Here is a 21,488-nt window from a genome sequence, read left to right as displayed (position 1 = left end):
GACTACCTCAATGGGCGTTAAAAGTGGGTGAAGAGGGGACGGTAGATGTATCGAGGCTCGCAGCACCCGTCATCACATAGGAGCCGACACCGATGGCCAGGAAGGCAATGGCCGCAAGCCCCAACAGGACGTAGTGGGTGATCTTTGCGTTACGGCGCACGTTTTCGACGACACGCGATAACGAGTCCCGGCCGAGTTCCTTGATGGCCTGGACGAACTGGTCGCGCCCCGAAGCGTCGGTAATCGTGTCCACGATCGACTCAGAGAAGATCCCGGTGTCCAGCGCTCGCATCGGCTCGTCCGGTGTGGCAGTCAGGCGCCGGCTCATCCGGTTCAAATGCCATTTCAACCACGGGTCAGCAGTCCTGGTCAGACGGTCAAGCGCCGCCCGAAGCGTCATCCCTGAGTCGAAGAGACCCGACAGTGAAACGATCAGTAGCGCCGCACGCAGATCGCGCCGGTTTCGCCACATCAACGGCGCGGCATCGAGCCTGTTGCGCGTCTCGCCGGTCCATCTGTGCAGCGTCGAGAAATACGTGAAGACTGCGCCGATGACGACCGTGCCAGTCAGCCACCAGTATTCGTAGCAGAAGGTGTCGATCGCGTAGAGCACCTGGCCCCCGCCTGGCCATTGGTCCAGGGGCTTCACGTCGAGTACCTGCGGGTAGATCGCTCCGCCGAAAAGCATGCAGAACGTGTACAGATAAATGAGCAGGAACGCGGGATACGCCATTTGCGTCGACGTAGTCCCGGACAGGATGCGTTTCGCGTTCGCCGCCATCTCAGCCAGTTCAAGCCCCCGCACGGCCGCATCCTCCCGTGTGGACGACCCAGCCAGCTCGAGTAGTGCATACTCATCGGACGGGATGAACGGCTTGAGCGCCTGCGCGAAATCGTCGCCCGCCCGCATTCGCCGCGCGACACTCTGGAACACCGGCCAGACGAATGTCTTTCGTTTGCGGTTACGCTCTTCAAGTGTGGTGAGCCGCTCGAGCAACGTCTCCCGGTTTCGCAGGCCCTTGGCCACCACGTCCAGCCGGGTTTCGCGGTAGAAGTTCTCCCGGACCTTCCGGAACCGCCATGTCGCGACACGGGTCCGCTCGTGCGCCGGTAGCATCATGAAGACAGCGTGGATCATTCGACGGATCACGACGGCATCCTCCCGTCACGGTCGGGCATCACGCGGTACTGGGCGAACGAACGCATCGTCTGGTCGATGAACCTCGGATCGATGATGCCGGTCGACGCCTTGTATAACGCGTGTTCGTAGATCGTCTTGCCGCTCATGTCCGGGTCGCCAAATGCGGCAACCCGTTCCCGACGCCACACGTTCTCGGCGCCCCGCCAATCGCGCAGAGCCACCCGGTCCAGAAACTCTGGCGTCGGGCTGTAGAGTTCCATGGCAAGCGTTTGTCCCTTCGTTCCGCCTGCCACCTTCCCGGCTCGCGTGAACAGCCCCTTGAGACGGCAATGCTCGCAGCCGTCCTCGTTGCGACAGGCCATCTTCGACGTGTCGAGGCCAAACTTCACGCTCAGCGTCTCAAGCTGCACCGCCGGCATCACGTCGCGCGCGGGGACTTTACACCTGGGGCACAAAAGTGGAATGAGCTTCTGGTTGCCTACAGCGTTCACGAACTTTTCCGACGACACTTCATCCATCGGGAGCTGAAGGCGCCCCCCAGCCAGGCGCATGAAAGCACCGATCAGGCTGTCAGCATGCAGTGTGGTGCGCACGGGGTGCCCCGTCAGCGCAAGCTCCGCAACAAGTGCCGCAATCGCGTGGTCCCGGATCTCGTTGACCGTCAGATCGTCCGGGTCCATCCGCATGAGCGTGCGGATTACCTCAGCACTCTTGCGGCTGGCATCCTCGTCGGATTCGTCAGGGCGCCGCTGTATTGAGATTTCAGAAAGCCAGGGGTTGGGATATTCCGCAGGCTCGCTTACCGCATACTGTTTGCGCAGATCCCGTGACGACATCAGGTAAGACATCGAGCGCAGCAACGTCGACTTCGCCGATCCTGTCTCCCCCGTCAGGATCGTCACCCCGCCACTGACGTTGCCCAGCGAATCGACGATTTCGAGCTGACTCGCCTCGAGGCCCATCTCCGATGGCATACGCACCCGTACGTTACGGAAATTGCCGTCGAGCAGGCGCAGCGCGACATCGAAGCCGCCGACCAGCGGCGCGCTCTGCCAGCGAAGATTCAGCAGGTCCATCCGGGAGACCATCGGGATCATCGCGGACTGCGGAGTACTCGGCTGGAACGTCTCCCCCGAGTTTGTATTGCGCTGGACAAGATCCTGATAGGCAGCCGACAGCGCGCGCTTCACCAGCACCTTGGGCATCCGGCGGTAGGTGTAAAGATCGCCGTCGACACGGAAGCGCACCTCCACATCGTCATGGAAATCGCGGAATTCCCAGTGCGCGTCACTTGCGTTGAACTCGTGCGCGGCCTCGATCACGTCGCGAAACGTGCCGATGGCCCGGGACGCCTCCGGCACGACGCTGCCCGCCTCGCGCGCCTTCGCCGATGCGTAGATTGCCGCGATCACGTCGACAGTCGCCACCATCTCTTCCCGGATCGCAATATGCGCCCGCTCGAGGTCCTTGACGTACGTTGCGTACAACGCGCCTTCATGGAAGTCGCGGGTGGCGACCACAATCGCGACGCCCGCCTGCATGTCGACCGCTACGAAGTCGCGCCTCGCGGCAGAGGTGATGTGCAGCGTGGCATCCGCGCCGGGTTCACACAGAATCCGCTTGAACGGACCGAGACCTTCGACCGAGATCAGTTGCGGTAGTCCAACTGGCGTGTACAGCACGTCAGACTCAATCAGTGCCTTGACGTCATCGCGTGCCGTGGGCTGCTCTGTCCGCTGAGGCGGCGCCACCGGTGGCTCATTCTCCATAGCTGGAGCGGCCACTGCGGGCTCGTCATCTGCAGGCGCGTCAGGGAGGTTCACGGCCGACGCTTCCGCGCTGCTGCGGGCGGCTTCGGCATGCGTGGTGGCTTCCGCGCCCGACCAAAACTCCCGGGCACCCGACGACGACTTCGGAATGGCCTGCGACGACTCGCCTGCTTCTACCCCCTGGTTCGGCTCTACGTCTGTCACGTCACCATTACGCAAGCGCATACCGAGCGTCATCAGCTGTGGATTCGTGGCCTCGTTCGCCGTCTCAAATCGCGGCTCCGATCCGGGCAGGATCGTCGACGGGGCGGTTTCGGTGAATCCCGCGCGCCAGCCTCTGAAACGGCCAAGCAGACCGCGTGAGGCGGGTTCATCGGATTCCACGTTAGAAAACATGCTCATGTTCTTATCTCCCCGGGGGTACGTAGATCGGTGCTGCCATCGCGGCCGCTGGCGGTAGTGGGCCACCAAGGTCGTTGATAACCTGAAGCGTTGGGCTCATGGGGGAGCCCGGCGCCGCGCCACCCCGGATGGGTTCCGTCCAGACGCGCCTGCCGTCGGCCACCGTTACGAGAAACCCGTCGACTTTCCTCGCGGTCCAGCCGTTCATGAGCTTCGTGCCGAGATGCGCCGGATACACGCCACCGCCCGTTTCGTAAAGCACGTAGCCACCCGTGGCGTCGCTGTACGCCCCGACAAACGTCACCGGTTCCGCGCGCGATGCGGCCGCGCCTGCCCGACCTGGCGGCACAGGTGACGGTGTCGCGGTAGGCGGAGGGTTCTGCGGCAATGGAAGCGGCGTGACCAGATTTGCGGTAGTGCCGGGCTGTCCACCAGCACCGTCGCCGGTGCCCTTCAGTTGGCGCACCACCTTGTCTCGCGACAGCTGGTCAATATCATCCAGCGTGAGATGCGGAGCTTCCGCGCGCGCCACGGCTGAGGTAGCAGCGATGCAGATCGCCGCAACAACGACGACAACGCGTGTGAAGGCGTGGTTAGTCGAGAACATAATATTTACCCTTCGCTGTGAAATGGATGCCAACAGGCTCCTGGATCCGGTACTCGACTTTCAAGCTATCAATCGCCATGTTTGCGGGCAATCGCGCGAGCAGCACCGACTGCCACTTGAAGCCTTCGATCGTCCAGTCGCCCTGGCGCATCAGATGTGCGGGCCTTGGGCCCGTGCCCGACTGGTCCTGAAGAACCGGCTTCGCCGCCTGTAACGTGACGACGTAACCCTGCTTGTCGAGCTCGTACGCTTGTACCGATAGCCTCTGGGGAGGCGTTTGCAGAAGGTTGATCAGCGCCTGCTCGGAAGGCCACGATTTCTGGTCCGCGGAGGACACAGGCGTCACCTTCGGAACCGACGGACCACGCGTCCTTAGATGCAGGCCATCGAGGTCAAAGCTGACAGGCCGCATGGAAGGTGTCGCGTCACGGTCGAAGCCTGCGAATGTGCCGCCCTCGCGGCTATATGTGATCGCGCAGTTGCCCGCAATACCGCAGTCCGCATGGTCGAAGCGCCAACCCGACACGTTTGTCTCGTTGGTGACCAGCGTAGAAAGCAGTGCCGGCGCGAGCAGATTGGCACGCGGCTGCACGGAGGCGAACGTACGCCGAACGGCGTCTGCGTATCTCTCAGCGTAAGTGGGCTCGTGAGGAGGAGGCGGTGGTGGCGGCTGCATCGCATCGTAGACCTTGCTACCAACGGCAAAGATCGCGATCCCGATGATCGTCAGCGGCACCGCGGTCGGAATGGCGATTGGAAGCTTCGCGACACGTCCGGCCTTGCGATCATCGAGCAGTGCCGCGGCTGTGAAGCTCTCGTCAATCGCGCCCACAGATGGGCCTGCACCGAGAACAGCCAGAGCGACGTTCAGACGCTGGCACTCATTGACGATTGCTTCCCGCCGATCCCGTGCCGCCTCGATCTTCAGCACCTCGTCGCTGCGAACGACCCCGCGCACAACGAAGACGAGGTGAACGCGCTCGCCATCCTGCAGCAATACGAGCGCGGCTGGTCGCGATCGCACGCGTACATGTAGCGCGACGCGCGCCGCGCCGGAGTACAGCTTCACGCCACGGATCTCGCCTGATTCCGGTGCCGCGAACCCCGCGATCATTTCCTGCCCGACCTTGAACTCGACGTAATGCGTCGCGCCGAAATCTTCTGCGTAACGGCGGCGCTCACCCTTCGCACCCTTCACCGGATAGGCGCGCCAGTCCAGCCCGAACACCAGTCGGGCTTTCCTGTCTGTCGGCAGCGGACCAGTAATGTGCATGCCCGCGCTCACATCGACGGGACGACTGTCGCCGTCAGCATGATCACCTGGAAGGTGCGCGACTTGTTCCAGCTACCCGTGATACCGGCGATGCCTCCGTTCGTCGTGCTGTCGGCCTGATCAGTGATCGCACCGTAAAGCACGACTGTCTGTCCGTCAGCGAGTGCCACTGTCTGGTCGTCCTTGCTGCCAGTCGTGTGCGCCAGCTGGATCTGCTGCTGCGTTTGCCCCGAGCCGACGCTCGCGCTCGTGAACGGGCCGTTGAGTTTCGAGCTATCGCTCCAGTACGCGAGAATGATCTGGTTGTGGTCGTTCACGGACGGCAGGACGTTCACGAAATCGCCTGTCGTGACGGTTCCCGGCGTCAGACCGGGGACGCCACCGGACGAACCGGTCAGGCTGCCCGCGGAAGCCTGGGTCGAGCGGAGATAGTCATCGCTCTGGAATGACGCGACGGACACCGGCAGGCCGTTCAACGTGAGCTTGGTCAGCGTGTTGTCCTGCACCGTCCTGCCGTAGCTGTTCAGCGCGTTGATAACGGCATTAGTGCCCGAGAGCGGCGCGTTGGGACGCAATACTGACAAGCCGACCGAACCACCGCCAGACGATAGGGAAGTCGGCGACGTGAAGCTGATCGCGTATTTGGCGAGACCACCCTGGATGCTGTTAAAGACGACGTCAGCGTTCAGGCCTGCCTGAGTTCCGCGGTTGAGCGCGATCTGCAGGGTTCGCACACGGATCGCGACCTGGCGGGTCGAGATCGCGTTCTCCTTCGTCAGTAACCGGCCCATCCGGTCCGCAGCTTCCTTGGTGTCATACACCATCACGAGGCGGCTCTGCGGATTGACCGTGATGTTCCCCATCGGCGACTTCAGCTTGTTGAGTTCATCGCTGATCAGCGCCATCTGGTCGAACTCGCCATCGCGGCCGGTCGACGTCACGGCCGAGAATGACCCTGTGTTGCCGCCCGAACTGCCGCCGGTGCCATTGGACTGGTTGCCCGTGGACGTATCCATGCCCTTCGACATGGTGGACCTGATCGAGACCTTGCCGGGGATCGCTGCGATCTGGAACATGCGCGTCACGAAACGCGACACGTTGATCGTAGAGCCGTCGAACGACCAGTCAAGGCCGAGGTCCTCGCTCATGTTGCGCATGTAGTTACCGACGTTGCCGGTGAACGGTTGCGTATACACGGGTTCTTCATACGTCTTGCCGGTCGAAACGTTGGCGACTGAACCTTTGCCATCACCCGACGATCCACGTGGCACCAGCGAGTCGCGCGGAATGAAGACGTCAGGGCTCAGGTGGACCGGATAGCCGGTGGCGCTCGACACAAGCGTGGCGATGTTCCTGATTTTGAGGTTCGCCGGGAGCGTGACATTCTTTTCGCGGAACACAGCCGGCAGAGTCGCCTCGTATGCGACCGGCACGAGACGGTCACCGAGGAACGCGCTCGGCACGTCCTCAACGAGCGGCATCGATTCGGGGCCATTGCCCATCGCCTCAACCACTGCCCGGTGTGCCGCGTCGTATGAGCGGTTCACATCGTCCTGTGTGACAGCGCAGCCCGCCAACGCGAGTGCGGACACGCTCGCCGTGAGAACTTTGAGATGTGCGTAACGGATCATGTTCAGTCCTGGCAATTCGCCGCACGCGCGAGGACGCGGATGACGTTGTTGGTGTGGCGGCAGATTCGCGTCGGCGTGCGCATGTGGTTCGTCGCCTTCATGACCTGCGTGAGCACAGACGTGAAATCCCCGCTGAACTTCGCGTTGAATTCAAGCGGCAGGTCGTCGTCGATCTTCCAGGCGAGTTGCCAGCCCTGGGTCTGCAGCCACCGGTCGAGCGCGTTACGCAGGTTCACGTCCTGAGGCGTGACGCTCAATGTCAGGTCGCCCGCAGATGCCGAAGGCATTCCGGGTAACACGACCGGCGCAACCGCGAGCGACACCCCAGCCCTACCCGGCGGGGATTCACTTGCTAGCTCACCAACCAGTGGCGCGACGACCAGCGCGCCCTGCGGCGTAGGCGACGACGACAGAAGTTGCCAACCTTCACCAGCAGATGTCATCGGCTTCGGTTCGTGCGCGCTCGATGCACCGAATGAGCAGGTACCGAATCCGGAAATCGCGAGTGCGGCCAGAATCTGCATGACAATCCGCGAGCGGCGTTGGGTTTGAACGGTCAGGTTCGTGTACATGGTTTAGTTGCCTTGACGCTGCAGACGTCGGTAGATGGCGTTCGCGTAGATCATCTGTTTCTGCGTCGACACAGCGTTGTAGGCACCGACTGCTTTCCAGGTCGCGCCGAACTGCCTGACGTTTGATGCAAGAATCCAGGTCCCGACGTATGCGTTCACACACGCGTTGAAGAGGTGATCGCGGCGGATTCCGTAGCGCGCCAGTTTCGGGAGCCATGAACTGTTGATCTGCATAAGGCCAATGTCTTCAGTACCATTGCTGTTGATATGCACAGCATCAGGGCGCATTCCTGACTCATGCTGGGCGATTGCACTGACAAGCCGGGCACTGATGTGGCGATATGCAGCCGCGTCGTCAATGCAGTCAGCCCGGCATGCCCCGACGCAAAACCCGATCGGCAACGCGACGACAAACTGAAGCGCCCATCCTTTCATGGCTTCGCACTCCCCATTTCACCCAGCGCCGTTGTCGTCGTGAGCGAAACCGCGTTGGGGACCGCCGGCCGCTCGACGTACTTCACGTCGTGCCGGCGCGTCACGTTCACCGTGTTCCCGTCGGCCGTGACGATGAACTGCGCGGCAGTGCCCTTGAACCGGTAGAAACGCCCCTTCTGCTCACCCGTTCCCAGGTGACGCACGTCCGCTACCGTGACCTGGACGACAGAGTCAGCAAACTTGAAGTACGTCTCCCCATCCTTGTCGAACACCGCCTCAAGACGCGCCGGGCTCGCTGCGTCGAAGTCGTAGACGGTGGCTGCCGTGCGCTCCACCTCGACACTCGAAGCGCCGTTCGACGCGACGAAGTGCGGTGCCCGTTCGATCGTCATGACGTTGGCCGCGTCGTCCCAGTTCGGGCGAAGCGATCGACCGTCCACGCTCCTGAACGTGAGATCCTTCGACGGTTTCACTTCAAAGCGGATCTGCGTGTGCGTGTCGTCGCCATCCCGGATCGCCTGAGCGCCAAAATTCTGCGCGAGGAGCGATGGCTGAGCCGCAGTTGTCGCGACAGTCGCGACCGTCGCGACAGCCAGCGTCGCCGCGCCCTGCTCGCCTGCTGCGTAATTAAGAGCGGCAGACTTTGGCGCCTCGCGGCGCAGGCGGACATGACGCGCACCAAAATCGACATCGGCGTACAGTCCCGATTGCGCCATCAGCTGGTCCAGGGCCTGCAGCCAGTTTTCGCCCTGGCGAGTCGCAAAGCCCGCCTGGTTGTTGAGGTCCACATCCTTCTGCGCAGACCCGGTCCACCCTTGCGGCACGAGCGCCTTGACGAGATTGGCGACCGGCATCGTCGCCTTGAGGTCGCGCACCGGTTCGAGACCGCCGTGCGGACCGATCAGAATGAGCCGGTTGGTAAATCCATCGAAAGTAGCCGGCTGATCATCGCGCAGCGAAGCGAGTGCACCCGAGCCCCCGATGAAGTGGTTTGCACGGGTCCAGCGCGCAACTGCACTGCGACCCGCAACCTTGTAGCTGATCGTCTCCGGGGTGCCATCGACCACAACATAAGGCCCTTCACTATGGCCTCCGTCAGCGGTGATAACCTGCCCTGCCCGAGGCTGGATATAGGTCTTGCTGCCGTCGTTAAAGATCAGCGCAGGCCGTTCCGTAATACCACCCATGATCTCGTAGTCGAAATCGAACGGATCGGTGTTGGCGGCACGCACTGACTGCCCGGTCAGAAGGCAGATGCATGCGATGGCGAGAGGAGAGACGATGCGCATCAAAGGCCCGCTTCGATCTGGTTGAGGTGACGCACGAAGCGCAAGAGGTATCGCTGACCCGGCGCCGGGTTCGCGCTGTGGTAGTAAGCGATCGCCTTCGCGACCGAATGGGTCTTGCGATAGTTCTCGTTGAGAATGTCCTCGGCGACGCGGATATTGGTCGCCGGTGCCAGCGCGTCCCATGGCGACGCAAAGCGCTGCCTGTAATAGCCCCAGTTCACCTGCATGATGCCGACATCGAAGTCGCTACGACCGGCATTGATCAGACTCTGGATTGCCTGATACGCGTCCTCGCGCGTGCGGAAAAACAGGCCGCGACCCGCGACGTTCAGGGTCCAGGGCCACGCACGCCCGTTCAGGCCCGACTCGTTCAGTGCGATTCCTGCAAGTACTTTCGCGTCGACACTCGTGCGCATCAAATCGAACGGCGTTCGCGCGCTGGCGCACGCCCAGCCGCCTCTCCCTTCGGTCATCGCCGCCTGCGCTTCGTCGTCCAGTCGGGCGGGCTGTAGCCAGCCCTTTTCAACGAGGAGGCGTTCGAGCGCAACTGTGCGCGAATCGATCGACACGGTCATGCCCGTCTGCGAATTGCTCGTCACCACCTGCCCAACCAGTGGGGTCGCCCACGACGTGAACGCATCGAGGCCGCAGTAGAAAACCGGCTTGCCGTCGAGTGACGCGAGCTCGCGTGCGCCGTCGCCGGCGAGCACGTAGTTCACCGGGCTGATTACCGCAGCGATGGTGGCAGCCTGTGTCGAACTGGCCGTAACCGCAGCGACGGCCAGTGCGAGACTCGCGAGCAGGTGCTTAATCACGGTACGGCTCCAGATGGATCTCGCGATTCACCTTGATCATGAAACGCTTGCCCCAATCAGTTGTGATCGTCGGTGGAATGTTCTGGTAGCGATTCATGAGCGACTGCGTGGTCGTTGCGGCCACCTGCCCTGCCGTACTTCCGACCTGGGTTACGCCGAGCGGACCCGTCGTCGTTGACGAATCGCCGCCGTCGAACTTCCGGATGAGAATGGCTGTCAGGAACGACGTACCGTAAATCTTGAGGAAGTGGTTATTGACGTCGCCGGAGAATCCCGCCCACCCGTTCGTATCGGCACCCTGTGCGCCGTAGAGCGGTACCTGTTTGCCATTGGGCAAACGCAGTTCTGTGGCCGCGACCAGAATGCTTTCCTGACCGGGCTGGATATCGCTCGCATAAGGCGCTGTAATAGTCGAACCTTTGGGGATCATCAGGCAGTCGCCGCGAATGCTGTCGTACACGTCCTCGTCGACGATGAGCGCTGCTGTACCGGGACGATCCGAATTCAGCGCCTCGATCGTCAGCACCGGAATGTGATGCGGAGGCGAAAGCGTGCACCCGCGCGCCTGGCCAACGAAGCCTGCGCTGAGAAATCCCTCCCCCGATGCCGATTGCGCCTTTGCATCGTTGAGGAACTGGTTATCCCGGCTCTGCGACGACGGCTGTGCCGCCGGCGCGCCGAGTTTGCCCGCGAGCGCCGCAGCCTGCGCATTGGCTGCGCCCATCGCCGCCTGTTGCGCCGCCGCCTGCTGCAAAGCCATCTGTTGAGGTGTCATCAGCCCCGTTTGGGCGAGCACAGACGACTGCCCCTGATCCTTGAGTTTTACGCCGGGCCGGAAGATCGGCGCCGCGTAGATCGCGTCCTCCTTCGCGTCCGCCGATAGCTTCGACACCTTCTGATCGTTCACGAAGCCGTCCATGGTCAGGGATGGCTTCGACGGATCAGTCGCGGGTGGTGCGGACGCCGCACGTGCCTGGGCTGCTGCGCGGCGTGCAGCGGCCTGCTGGTCCGCAATGATCTTGTCGACGTCTTCGGTGTTGTGACTTCTATCGACGACTTCGGCCGCCTTGGACGCCTTGAGCAGGCGCGCTTCTTCGGCCGCATCATTGCTTGCCTTGACCTGGTAATAGAAGCCGATCGCACCGATCGCGACGGCGGCGATAGCGCCAACGCCGAGCAGTGCATTACGCGGCGATTTACCTTTGACGATCGCGGCTTGATCTGACGTCGGCTGTCCGTTCTGGTTTGCCATGGCTGCGCTCAGAAACCGAAGATGCCGCGGCGACCGCGAGTCACCTTCACTTGGTCGTTGCCGGCCCGCAAGACGATCTCACTTGCCATCTGCTGGACAACCAGGTACGGCCCACGACGGATGAAGTTCGGGCTCACGTTATCGCCATGATCCTTCACGACCGGCACGGCGAAAGGTGCGTCCGGTGGCAAACGCAGCCACACAAAACGGCCGTCATCGAAAACAGTCTCCGGCTTGAACGGTGCCGAGCCGGACACGGTGTAGTCGAAATTGAGTTTGTCCGGTGACACACCGATCGGGCCCGAATCGGTCGTGGACCGCCCTGCTCCGTCGTCGCCGGCGAGCGAACCTGATCCGCCGTCACGCTCCTGGCGAGCGCGCACTTTCGCCATCAACGACTGCGGATAACGGAATCGGACCGTCTGATAGAAGAGTCCACCGAGCGGCGACGAAACGAGCGTCATGTCGTACTCGCGCTGGTTCGTGGTGAGGTGCATCGTGTTCACGAGGCCCGGTTTCGTCGGCTTGACGAAGACATGGTTGGCGCCGTCCGTGTCCACGACCCACTGGATCGAATCGCCAAGCGCCGGGTCCGCGACAAGCGACTCGCCTGGCGCGAGCTCGATCGTCGTCGTCTTCAGCGGCGCAGTCATCACCTTGAAGATCTGGTCGCGGCTGTATGGGAACACGGCCATGCGCGCGTCCCCCGGCATCGTCAGCGGATCGGTTCCGCTGTTGTACGGATTGACCGGGCTCATCGGATCGCCGAGCAGATTCGCGATTTCCTGCGACGAGGCCGAGGGCAGCGCGCCGGGTTTCGCCGCGAACGTCGGCAGGCAGGTCAGCACGCATGCGATCGTGCCGACCAGCGAAGTCAGTCGATGGTGTGGGCGCGTCATGACGTTTTCTGCAGATTGGTGAACGGATAGAAGATGCCGTACGGGTTGGCCGTCAAGGCGTCCTCGGCGGCAGGCGGCACGATCTGGTAGCGCCAGGTCAGCGCGTACTTCTGGACGACCGGCTTCGAGGTCGGGCTGTCGGTCGTACTCGTGGTGAATTCAACGATCGCCGTTGAGTCTTCGAGCAAAGACACATTCGTCACCTTTACTTCACGCACCAGCTTCGGGTTGGTGGTGATCGCCTGGAACGGCGCATCCTCTTTCAGCCAGGCACCGAACTGGTTGCGTGCGTTGCCCACCATCTGAGCCTTGACCGCATTGATGTTGCGGGCCATGCGGGAGTTCTCGAGGCTGTCGGTCAATACCGGCTCGATCGTGAACCAGCGCTCGACCGAATCTTTCATCGAGGTTCGCAGCGCCTGGTCTTCCGGCTTATACGCAGCGAGCTGCGTCAGGACCGGGTGACCGGCGACGTCAGACGAGACGCCGTAGGCCTTCACTACAGACGGCGGCGGCTGCCGGGTCCAGACAGCGCCACCCGCAATGAACGCGAGTACGAAACACAACATCTTCCAGTGGTTCGCCTCGACGCGCAGCCGCGTGCCGCGGTCGAAAATGACCAACTCCGGGTCCTCTTCCGAGTACACGCCGGGAGCGGTTGCAAGCGCGATCTGTTTTTTGCTTCTGAAGAAACGCATGACGGACTATCCAATTGGGCCGACTCAATTGGAGCAGTGCCGACGACAAGGCCGTCATGCAAAAGAGATGTGATTTTCGAGCGCTTTCCCGAGATGTATTAAGTTGGATTCCCTTGCGGCCGGTGCGCGTAATCAGTTGGACGCCCTTAGCCGAAATGATCCACAAACTTACCCAGCTTTTCAGCTAATGTGCCGTTCGGCTATTTGATAAAACGTATCATCGCCTGCCTAAAGGCTTGCACACTTTGCACAGCACTGCCCGACGCCGAAGCCACCGATTCTTCAGCGAATCACCAATAGGTACGCGTGGAATCGGATTGAGAACAGATCGTCGAGTGCGTGCAACTGATTACGCGCTGCATTGCTCTTACTGTAACAATACGTGGAGCCACGCACTTCTTTTGCGCTTATACAGCAACAAACAAGTGAAGGCGTTGCGCCCGCATCCAGACACCTGGTTGGCGCAGTCGGATAACTGGTGCGGTGCGCTTGACTTGACGTCCGCGCACGGTAGGTTCGTCTACAACATCCGGCCCGACGCCTTCGAAAGTGAAACAGGACAATGGACTCAAATAGCGAACTCGAGCGCCACACAGCGATGATTAAGCATGCGAGGTTGCGAGCAGACTCCGCATCCACTGTCACGCTCAGGCGATTCTACAAACATCTCTTGCAGGTTATGGCACTCACAGACTTCGCTTGCTGCTGACCTGGGAATTTCCGCGGCTTAGGTGTCTAGAGCCCGTGCGGCCGCAAGGTTACCGGCCGAGGTCATTCAGACTCTTGAAAGCGGGGGTGGTAGTGGCATTACTGTGCGCAAGGCCCGGACTATTGAGCTACTTATCATAGTACTCGGGGTTGCTGTGGTGCGGGAGAACGCTCGATTGCTGCGTCAGAGTTCGCAGCTAGACCGTGGACGCTTTTGTGTCGGCCGTAATCGGTGCGCGCAAAGACGGTGGAACATCGCTAATACGATTGGTAGCAGACGAACGGGCCATGCACATTCGTATCGAATCGCCAGAAATTCGGCAGCTGTTCCCGCACATCGCTCAGCTTGAAGGGTTCCTTAGCACCGCCGTCCGGGCTCTGCTGGCAACGAGGTAGTTTCACGGTTTCGCACAAGGCAACCCTTCACTTCGGGGAGGAACGTACGCGCCGAGGATAAAGGCGCCCGTTGAGAATCCTAGTACGGCGTCCGCTACTGTTCAATGTACACGCATATCACCGTAATGGGCGCTTCGCTCTACATCTTGATGTCAAATGCTGACGGTAGTTTATTTTGCGAATCACGCGACTCTTAAGACCCTTGGGTTGTTCAACTTCCGCATCGGCATGCCTGGCGCAACTACCTACACAATACGACTGCAGTTGAACTACAGCCCTCCCTTTGGTTTTCACCCGGTCAGGGGCGCGCTCGGGCCACCTTAGGTTTGTTGCGCAGATACACGAAATGGTAGAACGCGAAGGAAAGGTCCGGATGGGTGAGCACGTCTGCTTCGCCAATGGTCGCTATGTTGAACTTGAGACGCTTGATTGCCAGCTTGCCAGAGGGAGATGCTATGTAGGCGCGCATGAAATCTTTCCTCGCGCGTGTGTCAGCTTGGTCGAAGGCTTCGCGACCAGTACGGACCTCGTCGGCCAGTCTCTGCTTGGCTTCTTCCTCACGAGCTACACTGTTCGCTTCAACGGCGATTCTCGTGTTGGCTCTGGCATTCACCTTTGCCTGGTCTTCCGTAGCTTTCTGGGCCAATACCGTTTTCATCCGGCGCTCAGCCTCTGAAAGCTTGTAGCCTTCAGTGATGGCCTTCATCAAATAGCCCGCAGGACTTTTTGTCACCTTCGCGTCATCAATCTTCGCGCGCGTATATTCGATTGCATCAAGGATGCGTTCATCCGACCAGATGGCGCGGTTTTGTGAGATAACATTAAACTGTTTTTCGGTGAAACCAAATTCGGTTTTCAACGTAGTGTAGGTTTCCTTCAACCCAATCAAGCTTGCGCGGACGGTGTCGGCCCCTTCCTTCCTGGAAAGTCTGAAGCGTATCCGGTCAATCTTTTTGGACTTCGGGCTCTCGGTACGTGTCTCGTAGCTCAGTTCAATGTCAGAGACCTCGTTGATCTGCCTTACCGCAGGCTCGAGGCTGTCCCGCTTGAAATACTTGAATACTGTAGCGCTAGAGCCCGCTTTGCCTGGCCAGTTTCTGATCAAGTCAATTTCGAACCAATCCGTGATGCCAGCCGTCACGTATGCAATGACGTGGTCATAAATTGCACGTGCGTAAGTGAGGGTGAAGGCCGACGTGATACGAAGGCTCAACCAGTGCGACTTCTCGGGGTCCTTGATATGGCGGATGAGTGGTTGCGGGACTTCAAATGTTATGCGTCCCTTGTCGATACCCACAATACCGAGCAACTGGACGGACACCCATTTTTCGTTTTCAGAGGAGGTGCTACCCTGCGGGGCCGCTGATACTTGGATGAGTGCCTTTTGTGCTTCGGATACAACAGATCTAAGATGCTTGTAGTTGTAGCTGTCGTAACGCATAAGCCACCTGAAGTAGCTTAACTCGACGTCGTAGTATTTCGGCGTGGTTGGCTCCTGCGCCACGATGAAGTGCGCTGCATCCAACAGGCGACGTGCTGTGACTCCGACATCCGTCACATCAACGAATACGTTATTTCGTTGATAGCCGATTTCCTTGGTTGACTTGTGGATCGGCGTATCAGTGGCCAACATCTCCTCAAACAATTCGAGCGACATTTGGCGCGATGTAGCGCGTGTCGATACGTCAGTTGACATCGTGGCCCTCTTTTCTTGGTTGTTAGCCGCGGAAAACTGTAACACGCGTAGGTGAGGTGTCAAAACAAAAAGTCTCACCATCAAGCAAGGCAGTTCAACAATTAGACTCACCCACCTTGGCAATCAAGTGCATCAACAATTTGGCTCACCATAGGTTATGCGAATGATCGGTATCTAATCTTGGCTGTGTTGGTTTAGTTTTTTTAGAATCTTAGAAACAACAAACTCACTAACATACAGAGGCAATCAGAGTCTATCTAAAACAATGACTTAAGACTGCTAAGGTGAGTGATTTTGTGCCAGAGGTGAGGCGTTTTGTAGGGCTACGTGAATGAAATTCCTCTATGAGAGTGAATTGTTTACCCGCACAGGGTGAGACCTCCTGTTGCCGCCGGTATCATGGTGAGATGAATTGTTGAGACCTTCGGTGATACGGACAACGCCTTACCTGGCGGGGTTCCTCTGAGCGACCTGTGAAGACGGTTTGGGGTTTTGTCGGCGCAGGTGAGCAAATTTTTTATGGCCGGCGCCACGTTCGGTTGAATCCAAGGAAAACGGTTTACTGGTCCATAGTTAGGATGTATCGAGGCGGCTCCCACTTTGCCAACACGACGGTGAGGACTGAGGCGGGCTGCCGAATCGAGCTCCCATATCCGCAAGGTGAGAGATTTTGTTGAATAGCCACCGATGTCGCTAACTCCCGGTGATCGAAGATGTGGGGCGAGTCGCGAGGCGAATGATGGTGAGGAATATTGTGGGGGCGCCTTGTTGTACGAAACGGTTCTCATGGACTCCAAGACCAATTGTGTCCTATATATGTTTGGAATCAGACGCGCTGACCTCGCTTCGTTCTGCATGCAACAAAACTTCTCACCCACCTTCTGGACGGGGCATCCTCCCAGCTCAACAATTTCCCTCACCATGAACTATCTAAGCGGATTGATAAAACACGCTTAATCGATGGAAGCTCATCTCACATTGCGAAATGCACAAATGCATTTGGTTCAAAAAAAGCCACTCAATGCCGCTTTCTAAGAACCAAGGTTAAGTTAGTGGGTACTGTTTTGTATTTTTCTAGTATTCTACGCTTTGTCTCGATTTCAGATTAAACCTTAAAAACCATGTCTAAAGCAGAATTTCCGGCAATTACGCGAAGAGTGACCCTAAGTGAACTTGCGGGTTTCGCGGAGACGCTTAACACGCTCACGGAAGACTTGCGTAACAGTATCCTGACGCCGAAACCGCGAAAATCGGCTCCATCATTCACTACGGCCGAGGTCGCGGAGCTTTGTGGACTGGACCGCACGAAGATTCACTACCAAGCTACAAGGGAGGGAAGCACGTTGCCGGCAGGTGAGGCATCGGGTACTGGTCGTAGCCGCCATTTCACACTTGCCGAAACGCGGACTTACGTGCAACAGCTGTCCGAAATATACCAGTCGCCGCTGGTCACGGGGTCGCGCGACGCGGATGGGAAGGTCATCCTCGTGGCGAACTTCAAAGGCGGTTCGACCAAAACAACGACGTCTATGTGTCTTGCGCAGGGATTGTCGCTCCGCGGCCGGAGGGTGCTCGCCATTGACCTGGATCCGCAGGCATCACTTTCCGAACTTTGCGGGCTGTATGCAGAGAAGGAGGTTGATGAGGACTCGACGGTCTTGCCGTTTATCTACGACCAGACCATCGAAGGCGGACTGTCATCATTCGTTAAGCAGACTTACTGGGACGGTTTGGACGTCATCGCAGCACACCCTTCACTGTTCAGTGCCGAGTTCTATATCCCATCAATGCTCAAGACGAAACCCAGCTTTCAATTCTGGGCAATCCTGCGGGAAGGTCTCGCGCCGCTTCGCAGCCAGTACGACTACATCATCCTCGATACGGCGCCTTCACTGTCCTACCTGACGCTCAATGCGCTGATGGCTGCGGATTCGATGGTTATGCCGCTGGTTCCAGAAAGCCTCGACTTCATCAGTTCAGTGTCGTTCTGGGGGCTGTTCTCTGACATCGCGCGTAATTTCATGGAGAAGGAGGCCAACAAGGCCTACGACTTCATCTCTGTCATCCTTTCAAAGGTCGATAACAGCCCGACTTCGTCGGCATCGGTGGTTCGTCCTTGGACTCAACGCGCATATGGCGATTGGTTGTCGCCGACCGAAATTCCGGCGAGCTCGGCTATGAGTAGCGGCGCGCTTGCATTGTCGACGGTGTTTGACCTGAGTAAGAAGGACGCTAGCTCGAAAACTGTCGAGCGGGTTCGTCATCCACTTAGGGAATACTGCAAGTGGATTGATGACATGTATGTCGAACAGTGGAGGCTCGGCAAATGAATATCCGTGCTCGAATGGCCGAGCAGACCGCCAATCTGCGGGCTGCTTCAGATATCCCGAAGGACGAAGTTGCCGCCGCGAGGCCAACAAACGATAAACCGAAGACCGGGCCGGGAATGGCGGCCGCATTGGCTGCGGCCAATATTAAGATTCAGGAGTTGGAGACACGTGGCGCGCAATCCGTGGTGCCAGTGTCAGAGATAGTGCCGAACCCGTGGCAACCGCGGAGGGTTTTCAACGACGCGAAACTATCAGAACTCGCAGAGTCGATTCGCGAAGTCGGGCTGCTACAACCAATTGTTGTCCGGCGAGCGGAGTCTGCTTATCAAATTGTTGCGGGCGAGCGGCGTTGGCGCGCACACAAACTGGTGGGACTTGAGGAAATCAAAGTCCTCGTTATTGATTGCACGGACCAGGATATGGCCGTGCTGGCGCTAGTAGAAAACATCGGCCGTGATGACCTGGCTGACTATGAGATTTCCATCGCCATTCGGCGTACCGAAAAAGAATTTCCGAATCGCACACGTTTGGCCGAAGCCGTCGGCATGAGTCGGCGAGGGCTATACAGATATCTCGCATTCGACAGCTTGCCCGCGTTTATCACGAACGACCTCGATATCAATCCGACGCTAATTGGTGGCAATGCCGCCGATGCGATTGCGAATGTCATCAAGAAGCATGGGGAGAATGCTGTTGCTGCTGCCCGCGAGCTTTGGCAGGATGTCGTATCGGGAAACTTGGATCAAGGTAAGTATGCGCCGGCGATCGCTGCCTTGCTCGGCCGCCGCGCGTCAAGCACAACGGCTCGCGAGCGTTCAATTGAGAAGTTCTTTGCGGGAAATACTCACGCAGGCAGCATTACCAAGGACGTGAACAGTTTCACCGTAAAAATCAAAACGGGCGTCCTTTCAGATGTACAGGAGACCCGGATTCGCCAGGTCATCAGCGAGCTGTTTAACGGCGACCCTCTTAAGTGAGGGCATCACCAATGGATTTGGAGCCCGCCTCGATGCGGGCTTTTTTTGCCTGCCAGAATCGGTGTGTATACGGATGCGCATTCAGATGCGCTTCAACGCTTGGCTCCCCGAATTGTCGGCCACACTTCACGGAGCGGGGAGCGCGTGGCGGTCGCACGAGAGCGTGGTACTAGGAGCCCTGCTTGTGTGGCAAACTGCGTCGACTGACCGGTCGCAGGTACAGAGCCAATGCGAAGTTACCGCCCCCAACGGTCGGCCGATGAAAGAGTGTGCTACTAGGCACACTTTTCGGCGGAGCTTGCAGGGCCGACCTGGGATCGGCTGATCAGCCGCAGATTGACCGCATCCACACAAAATTACTCGTCCCACTCCCCCCCAGCGGTGAGCCGATGAGAGAGTGTGCTACTAGGCACACTCTTCGGAGGAGGACTGCTCGCAGTGCGACCCAAGTCGGCTGTCTAGCGCAAAGCCGCCCTAGGCCAGATATAAACCTAATGTCCGGTCGCACCGTCATTCACATCTAGTGCTTTGAGGGATCGGAATCGCTCGAATTCAGGTGTCATGCGTCGGCTTTTGTCAACATGTCGACTAAAGTTGTCTGAACACGTTCGCGGTGCTGTGCGCGCTGGATTCACTTCGTTTGAAACTCTCTCAATCGCGCCTACAGACTAAATGTGTGCGGGAATGAGTGCTGGAATACCTGTTTAGCGGGATCCGGTCGTTTTCACCGGGGTGGTCCATCCAAGTGAGCTCCGGGTTGTCACTTAATCACTCAGAAACGCGATGCCGCGCATCGAATGCCCGTCTCGGACTTCTACAGCATACTTTCTGTTCGATCCCCCATTATCAATGAGGCAGCAACCGCCAACGACTCGCGGTGAACGCGGCACGGAGCGTTTGTGTCGCATAACGTTGGGATTTGAGCGTCACGCTATCGGTTGCAAAAGATCGCGAGCGCGCTGAGGTGCGTTCAGCCGGCGGAACGACGAGAGATTGACAGGACAGTTCGAGTAAGGCCCTGTACGATTCAGTCGTGGACAAGGGAAGAATTCGTCGACTTGCCCCGGACCTTGAAGGGCAAAAGAAGAAAACGCTCCCGATATCTTGTGTAGACACGCAACATCTTTGGCTGTTCACCGTCGCTGTATGGGATACGCGCGTACCGCTGCAAAACCGCATCTCAGCGGTATAAGCGAAAACGCAGAGAACAACCCACGCTAGAGGCTCTAGAACGCGTGCTGCAGTTTGCCATGTGCTCAACGTGTACCAGCGGGTCAGCGAGATTGACGTGGTCGACTGCCTCAGCCCCGATCTTTTCCTCGAACTGCTGAAGACACGCACCGATGCATCCGGCCCCATCCAACACAAATACATGGCACAGCGCCGCGAAGTACCGCTGAGTTGGTTGTAAAAGGCCGCCAGTTCGGCGAGTGTTCAGATTCCCTCTGCCCCAACTGCATGGAGATCGGACGCCGGAACTACACACCGACGGCGGGGATTCCCCTTAGGGCGAGCCGTGGCCGACGCTGCAACTCGGCCCGCCATTTTCAGGCAGGCCACTGTCGCCGGACGCCTTCGCGAAGCCTTCAGATGGTCGGTGACAATGGACCCAGCCATGCCTAATCGCAATTCGACTAGGGCGGCTTGCGAGCGTGTGGCTTGAATCAATTCATCCCGGCGGAGGATAGTTGCTGTCGCTGTCGTCGGTGAAGTAAGGCCGCGCGATGGTCTGCGCCGGAACTCGCAGCGCGAGCCGGCGCAACGATGCGGGGGCGTTTTGGGTCTAGAGCCGCAATCGAGAAATGGATTGAGTATGGTTCATCAAGGCCACCACCCGTTACTGGGACGTGGTCGAGCCGGCTGACGCGTGCAAACGGCCTTCGTGGCGTTCGGAACAGCGTGACGACGGTCATCTCAATCGTCCACGACATAAGATACTGACCTCCCCGAAGGGGGCAAACAGGTGCTGGCAGCAATCAGCTGCTCAGAGGAGTATCTTTGCAGCCACCATTGCGTCGCGGCAATGATCGTCCCCTGAGTGTGGTTCCTTGACCGTCAGTCGGATAGGATTGTTGTCCTTTCTGTCGAATTAGCGACTTACCCGCCAGCGGTCAATGCGCTTCGCCCCGTCTGAAGAGCATGAGGTTCTGTCCCTGTCGTAACTCAGTAAAGCTGTGAAGGCGGATGACATCCGCCGCTCGCGGATTCCTGAAAGCTCTTCTGACGAAGGTCCCACTAGGCGAGTGCTCGCCGGGGCTCCTATCTAGAACGAGTGTCATAGAGATCCGACCTTGGGCTTCTGGGTACTCCTCAGGTTGGCATTTGCATTTTCTTTAATCCTTCGATGACAGCAACAGCCATGCGTCATGATCTATGAATGGTCCTCGCGTGACTTGTGACGAAAACTTCTCTGTCATCGGCTAGCCCGATCGCGGCTGCGGGTCCAAGTCCAGTGGACCGAAAAGAAATTATGATGTGACCCTATTTAATAATGCTGGTTGAGCAAGGACTGACTCGTCACATTGAGACTTCTACTCACACTTGGAAGAAATGAACACGTTGCCTCTCGATTATCGAATGGGAATGTCTGAAATCATT

The 21,488-nt window shown here is 58.9% G+C and carries 15 protein-coding genes; 2 read left to right on the top strand and 13 right to left on the bottom strand.

Annotated features, from left to right (window positions below; genetic code table 11):
- Nucleotides 1–7: 7 nt before the first annotated feature.
- The 13 genes from PQR40_RS29170 to PQR40_RS29110 form a co-directional block, all read right to left on the bottom strand.
- Nucleotides 8–1,138, bottom strand: a complete 1,131-nt coding sequence (locus PQR40_RS29170) for a type II secretion system protein (RefSeq protein WP_408510452.1) — start codon at nt 1,136–1,138, stop codon at nt 8–10.
- An 8-nt stretch (nt 1,139–1,146) separates the two neighbouring features.
- Entirely contained in the window at nt 1,147–3,312 is a 2,166-nt protein-coding gene (locus tag PQR40_RS29165; RefSeq protein ID WP_408510451.1) for an ATPase, T2SS/T4P/T4SS family, read from the bottom strand.
- 4 nt (nt 3,313–3,316) lie between these two features.
- A complete protein-coding gene (locus PQR40_RS29160; RefSeq protein ID WP_408510392.1) occupies nt 3,317–3,919 on the bottom strand; it encodes a hypothetical protein in 603 nt (200 codons plus the stop codon).
- A complete protein-coding gene (locus PQR40_RS29155) occupies nt 3,906–5,192 on the bottom strand; it encodes a type IV pilus inner membrane component PilO (RefSeq protein WP_408510391.1) in 1,287 nt (428 codons plus the stop codon). The genes PQR40_RS29160 and PQR40_RS29155 overlap by 14 nt, the downstream gene beginning before the upstream one ends.
- An 8-nt stretch (nt 5,193–5,200) precedes the next feature.
- On the bottom strand, nt 5,201–6,823 hold the full coding sequence (locus PQR40_RS29150) for a type II secretory pathway protein (RefSeq protein WP_408510390.1): 1,623 nt from the start codon (nt 6,821–6,823) through the stop codon (nt 5,201–5,203).
- Nucleotides 6,824–6,825: 2 nt separating this feature from the next.
- Nucleotides 6,826–7,395 carry a toxin co-regulated pilus biosynthesis Q family protein gene (locus tag PQR40_RS29145; protein ID WP_408510389.1) on the bottom strand — a complete coding sequence of 190 codons (570 nt, stop codon included), beginning with the start codon at nt 7,393–7,395 and terminating at the stop codon, nt 6,826–6,828.
- A gap of 3 nt (nt 7,396–7,398) precedes the next feature.
- Entirely contained in the window at nt 7,399–7,830 is a 432-nt protein-coding gene (locus PQR40_RS29140; RefSeq protein WP_408510388.1) for a lytic transglycosylase domain-containing protein, read from the bottom strand.
- Entirely contained in the window at nt 7,827–9,119 is a 1,293-nt protein-coding gene (locus PQR40_RS29135; RefSeq protein WP_408510387.1) for a TrbG/VirB9 family P-type conjugative transfer protein, read from the bottom strand. The genes PQR40_RS29140 and PQR40_RS29135 overlap by 4 nt, the downstream gene beginning before the upstream one ends.
- A complete protein-coding gene (locus PQR40_RS29130) occupies nt 9,119–9,922 on the bottom strand; it encodes a transglycosylase SLT domain-containing protein (RefSeq protein ID WP_408510450.1) in 804 nt (267 codons plus the stop codon). The genes PQR40_RS29135 and PQR40_RS29130 overlap by 1 nt, the downstream gene beginning before the upstream one ends.
- A 4-nt stretch (nt 9,923–9,926) precedes the next feature.
- Nucleotides 9,927–11,186: a TraB/TrbI/VirB10 family type IV secretion system protein gene (locus PQR40_RS29125; protein WP_408510386.1), complete on the bottom strand. Its 1,260-nt coding sequence runs from the start codon at nt 11,184–11,186 to the stop codon at nt 9,927–9,929.
- An 8-nt stretch (nt 11,187–11,194) separates the two neighbouring features.
- A complete protein-coding gene (locus PQR40_RS29120) occupies nt 11,195–12,085 on the bottom strand; it encodes a TrbG/VirB9 family P-type conjugative transfer protein (protein WP_408510385.1) in 891 nt (296 codons plus the stop codon).
- Nucleotides 12,082–12,783 (bottom strand): VirB8 family type IV secretion system protein, encoded by a 702-nt coding sequence (locus tag PQR40_RS29115; RefSeq protein WP_408510384.1) that lies wholly within the window; start codon nt 12,781–12,783, stop codon nt 12,082–12,084. Before PQR40_RS29115 ends, PQR40_RS29120 begins: the two co-directional genes overlap by 4 nt.
- Before the next feature lie 1,402 nt (nt 12,784–14,185).
- Nucleotides 14,186–15,583: a replication initiation protein gene (locus PQR40_RS29110; RefSeq protein ID WP_408510383.1), complete on the bottom strand. Its 1,398-nt coding sequence runs from the start codon at nt 15,581–15,583 to the stop codon at nt 14,186–14,188.
- A gap of 1,121 nt (nt 15,584–16,704) precedes the next feature.
- Between PQR40_RS29110 and PQR40_RS29105 the strand changes: the two genes are divergently transcribed.
- A complete protein-coding gene (locus PQR40_RS29105) occupies nt 16,705–17,913 on the top strand; it encodes a ParA family protein (RefSeq protein ID WP_408510382.1) in 1,209 nt (402 codons plus the stop codon).
- Entirely contained in the window at nt 17,910–18,890 is a 981-nt protein-coding gene (locus tag PQR40_RS29100) for a ParB/RepB/Spo0J family partition protein (protein ID WP_408510381.1), read from the top strand. Before PQR40_RS29105 ends, PQR40_RS29100 begins: the two co-directional genes overlap by 4 nt.
- Nucleotides 18,891–21,488 lie beyond the last annotated feature (2,598 nt).

The organism is Paraburkholderia sediminicola (genome assembly GCF_046026855.1).
GTDB classification, from domain to species: Bacteria; Pseudomonadota; Gammaproteobacteria; order Burkholderiales; family Burkholderiaceae; genus Paraburkholderia; species Paraburkholderia sediminicola_A.
The sequence above is the reverse complement of the archived record's forward strand: the minus strand, read 5'-3'. Positions and strand labels throughout refer to the sequence as shown.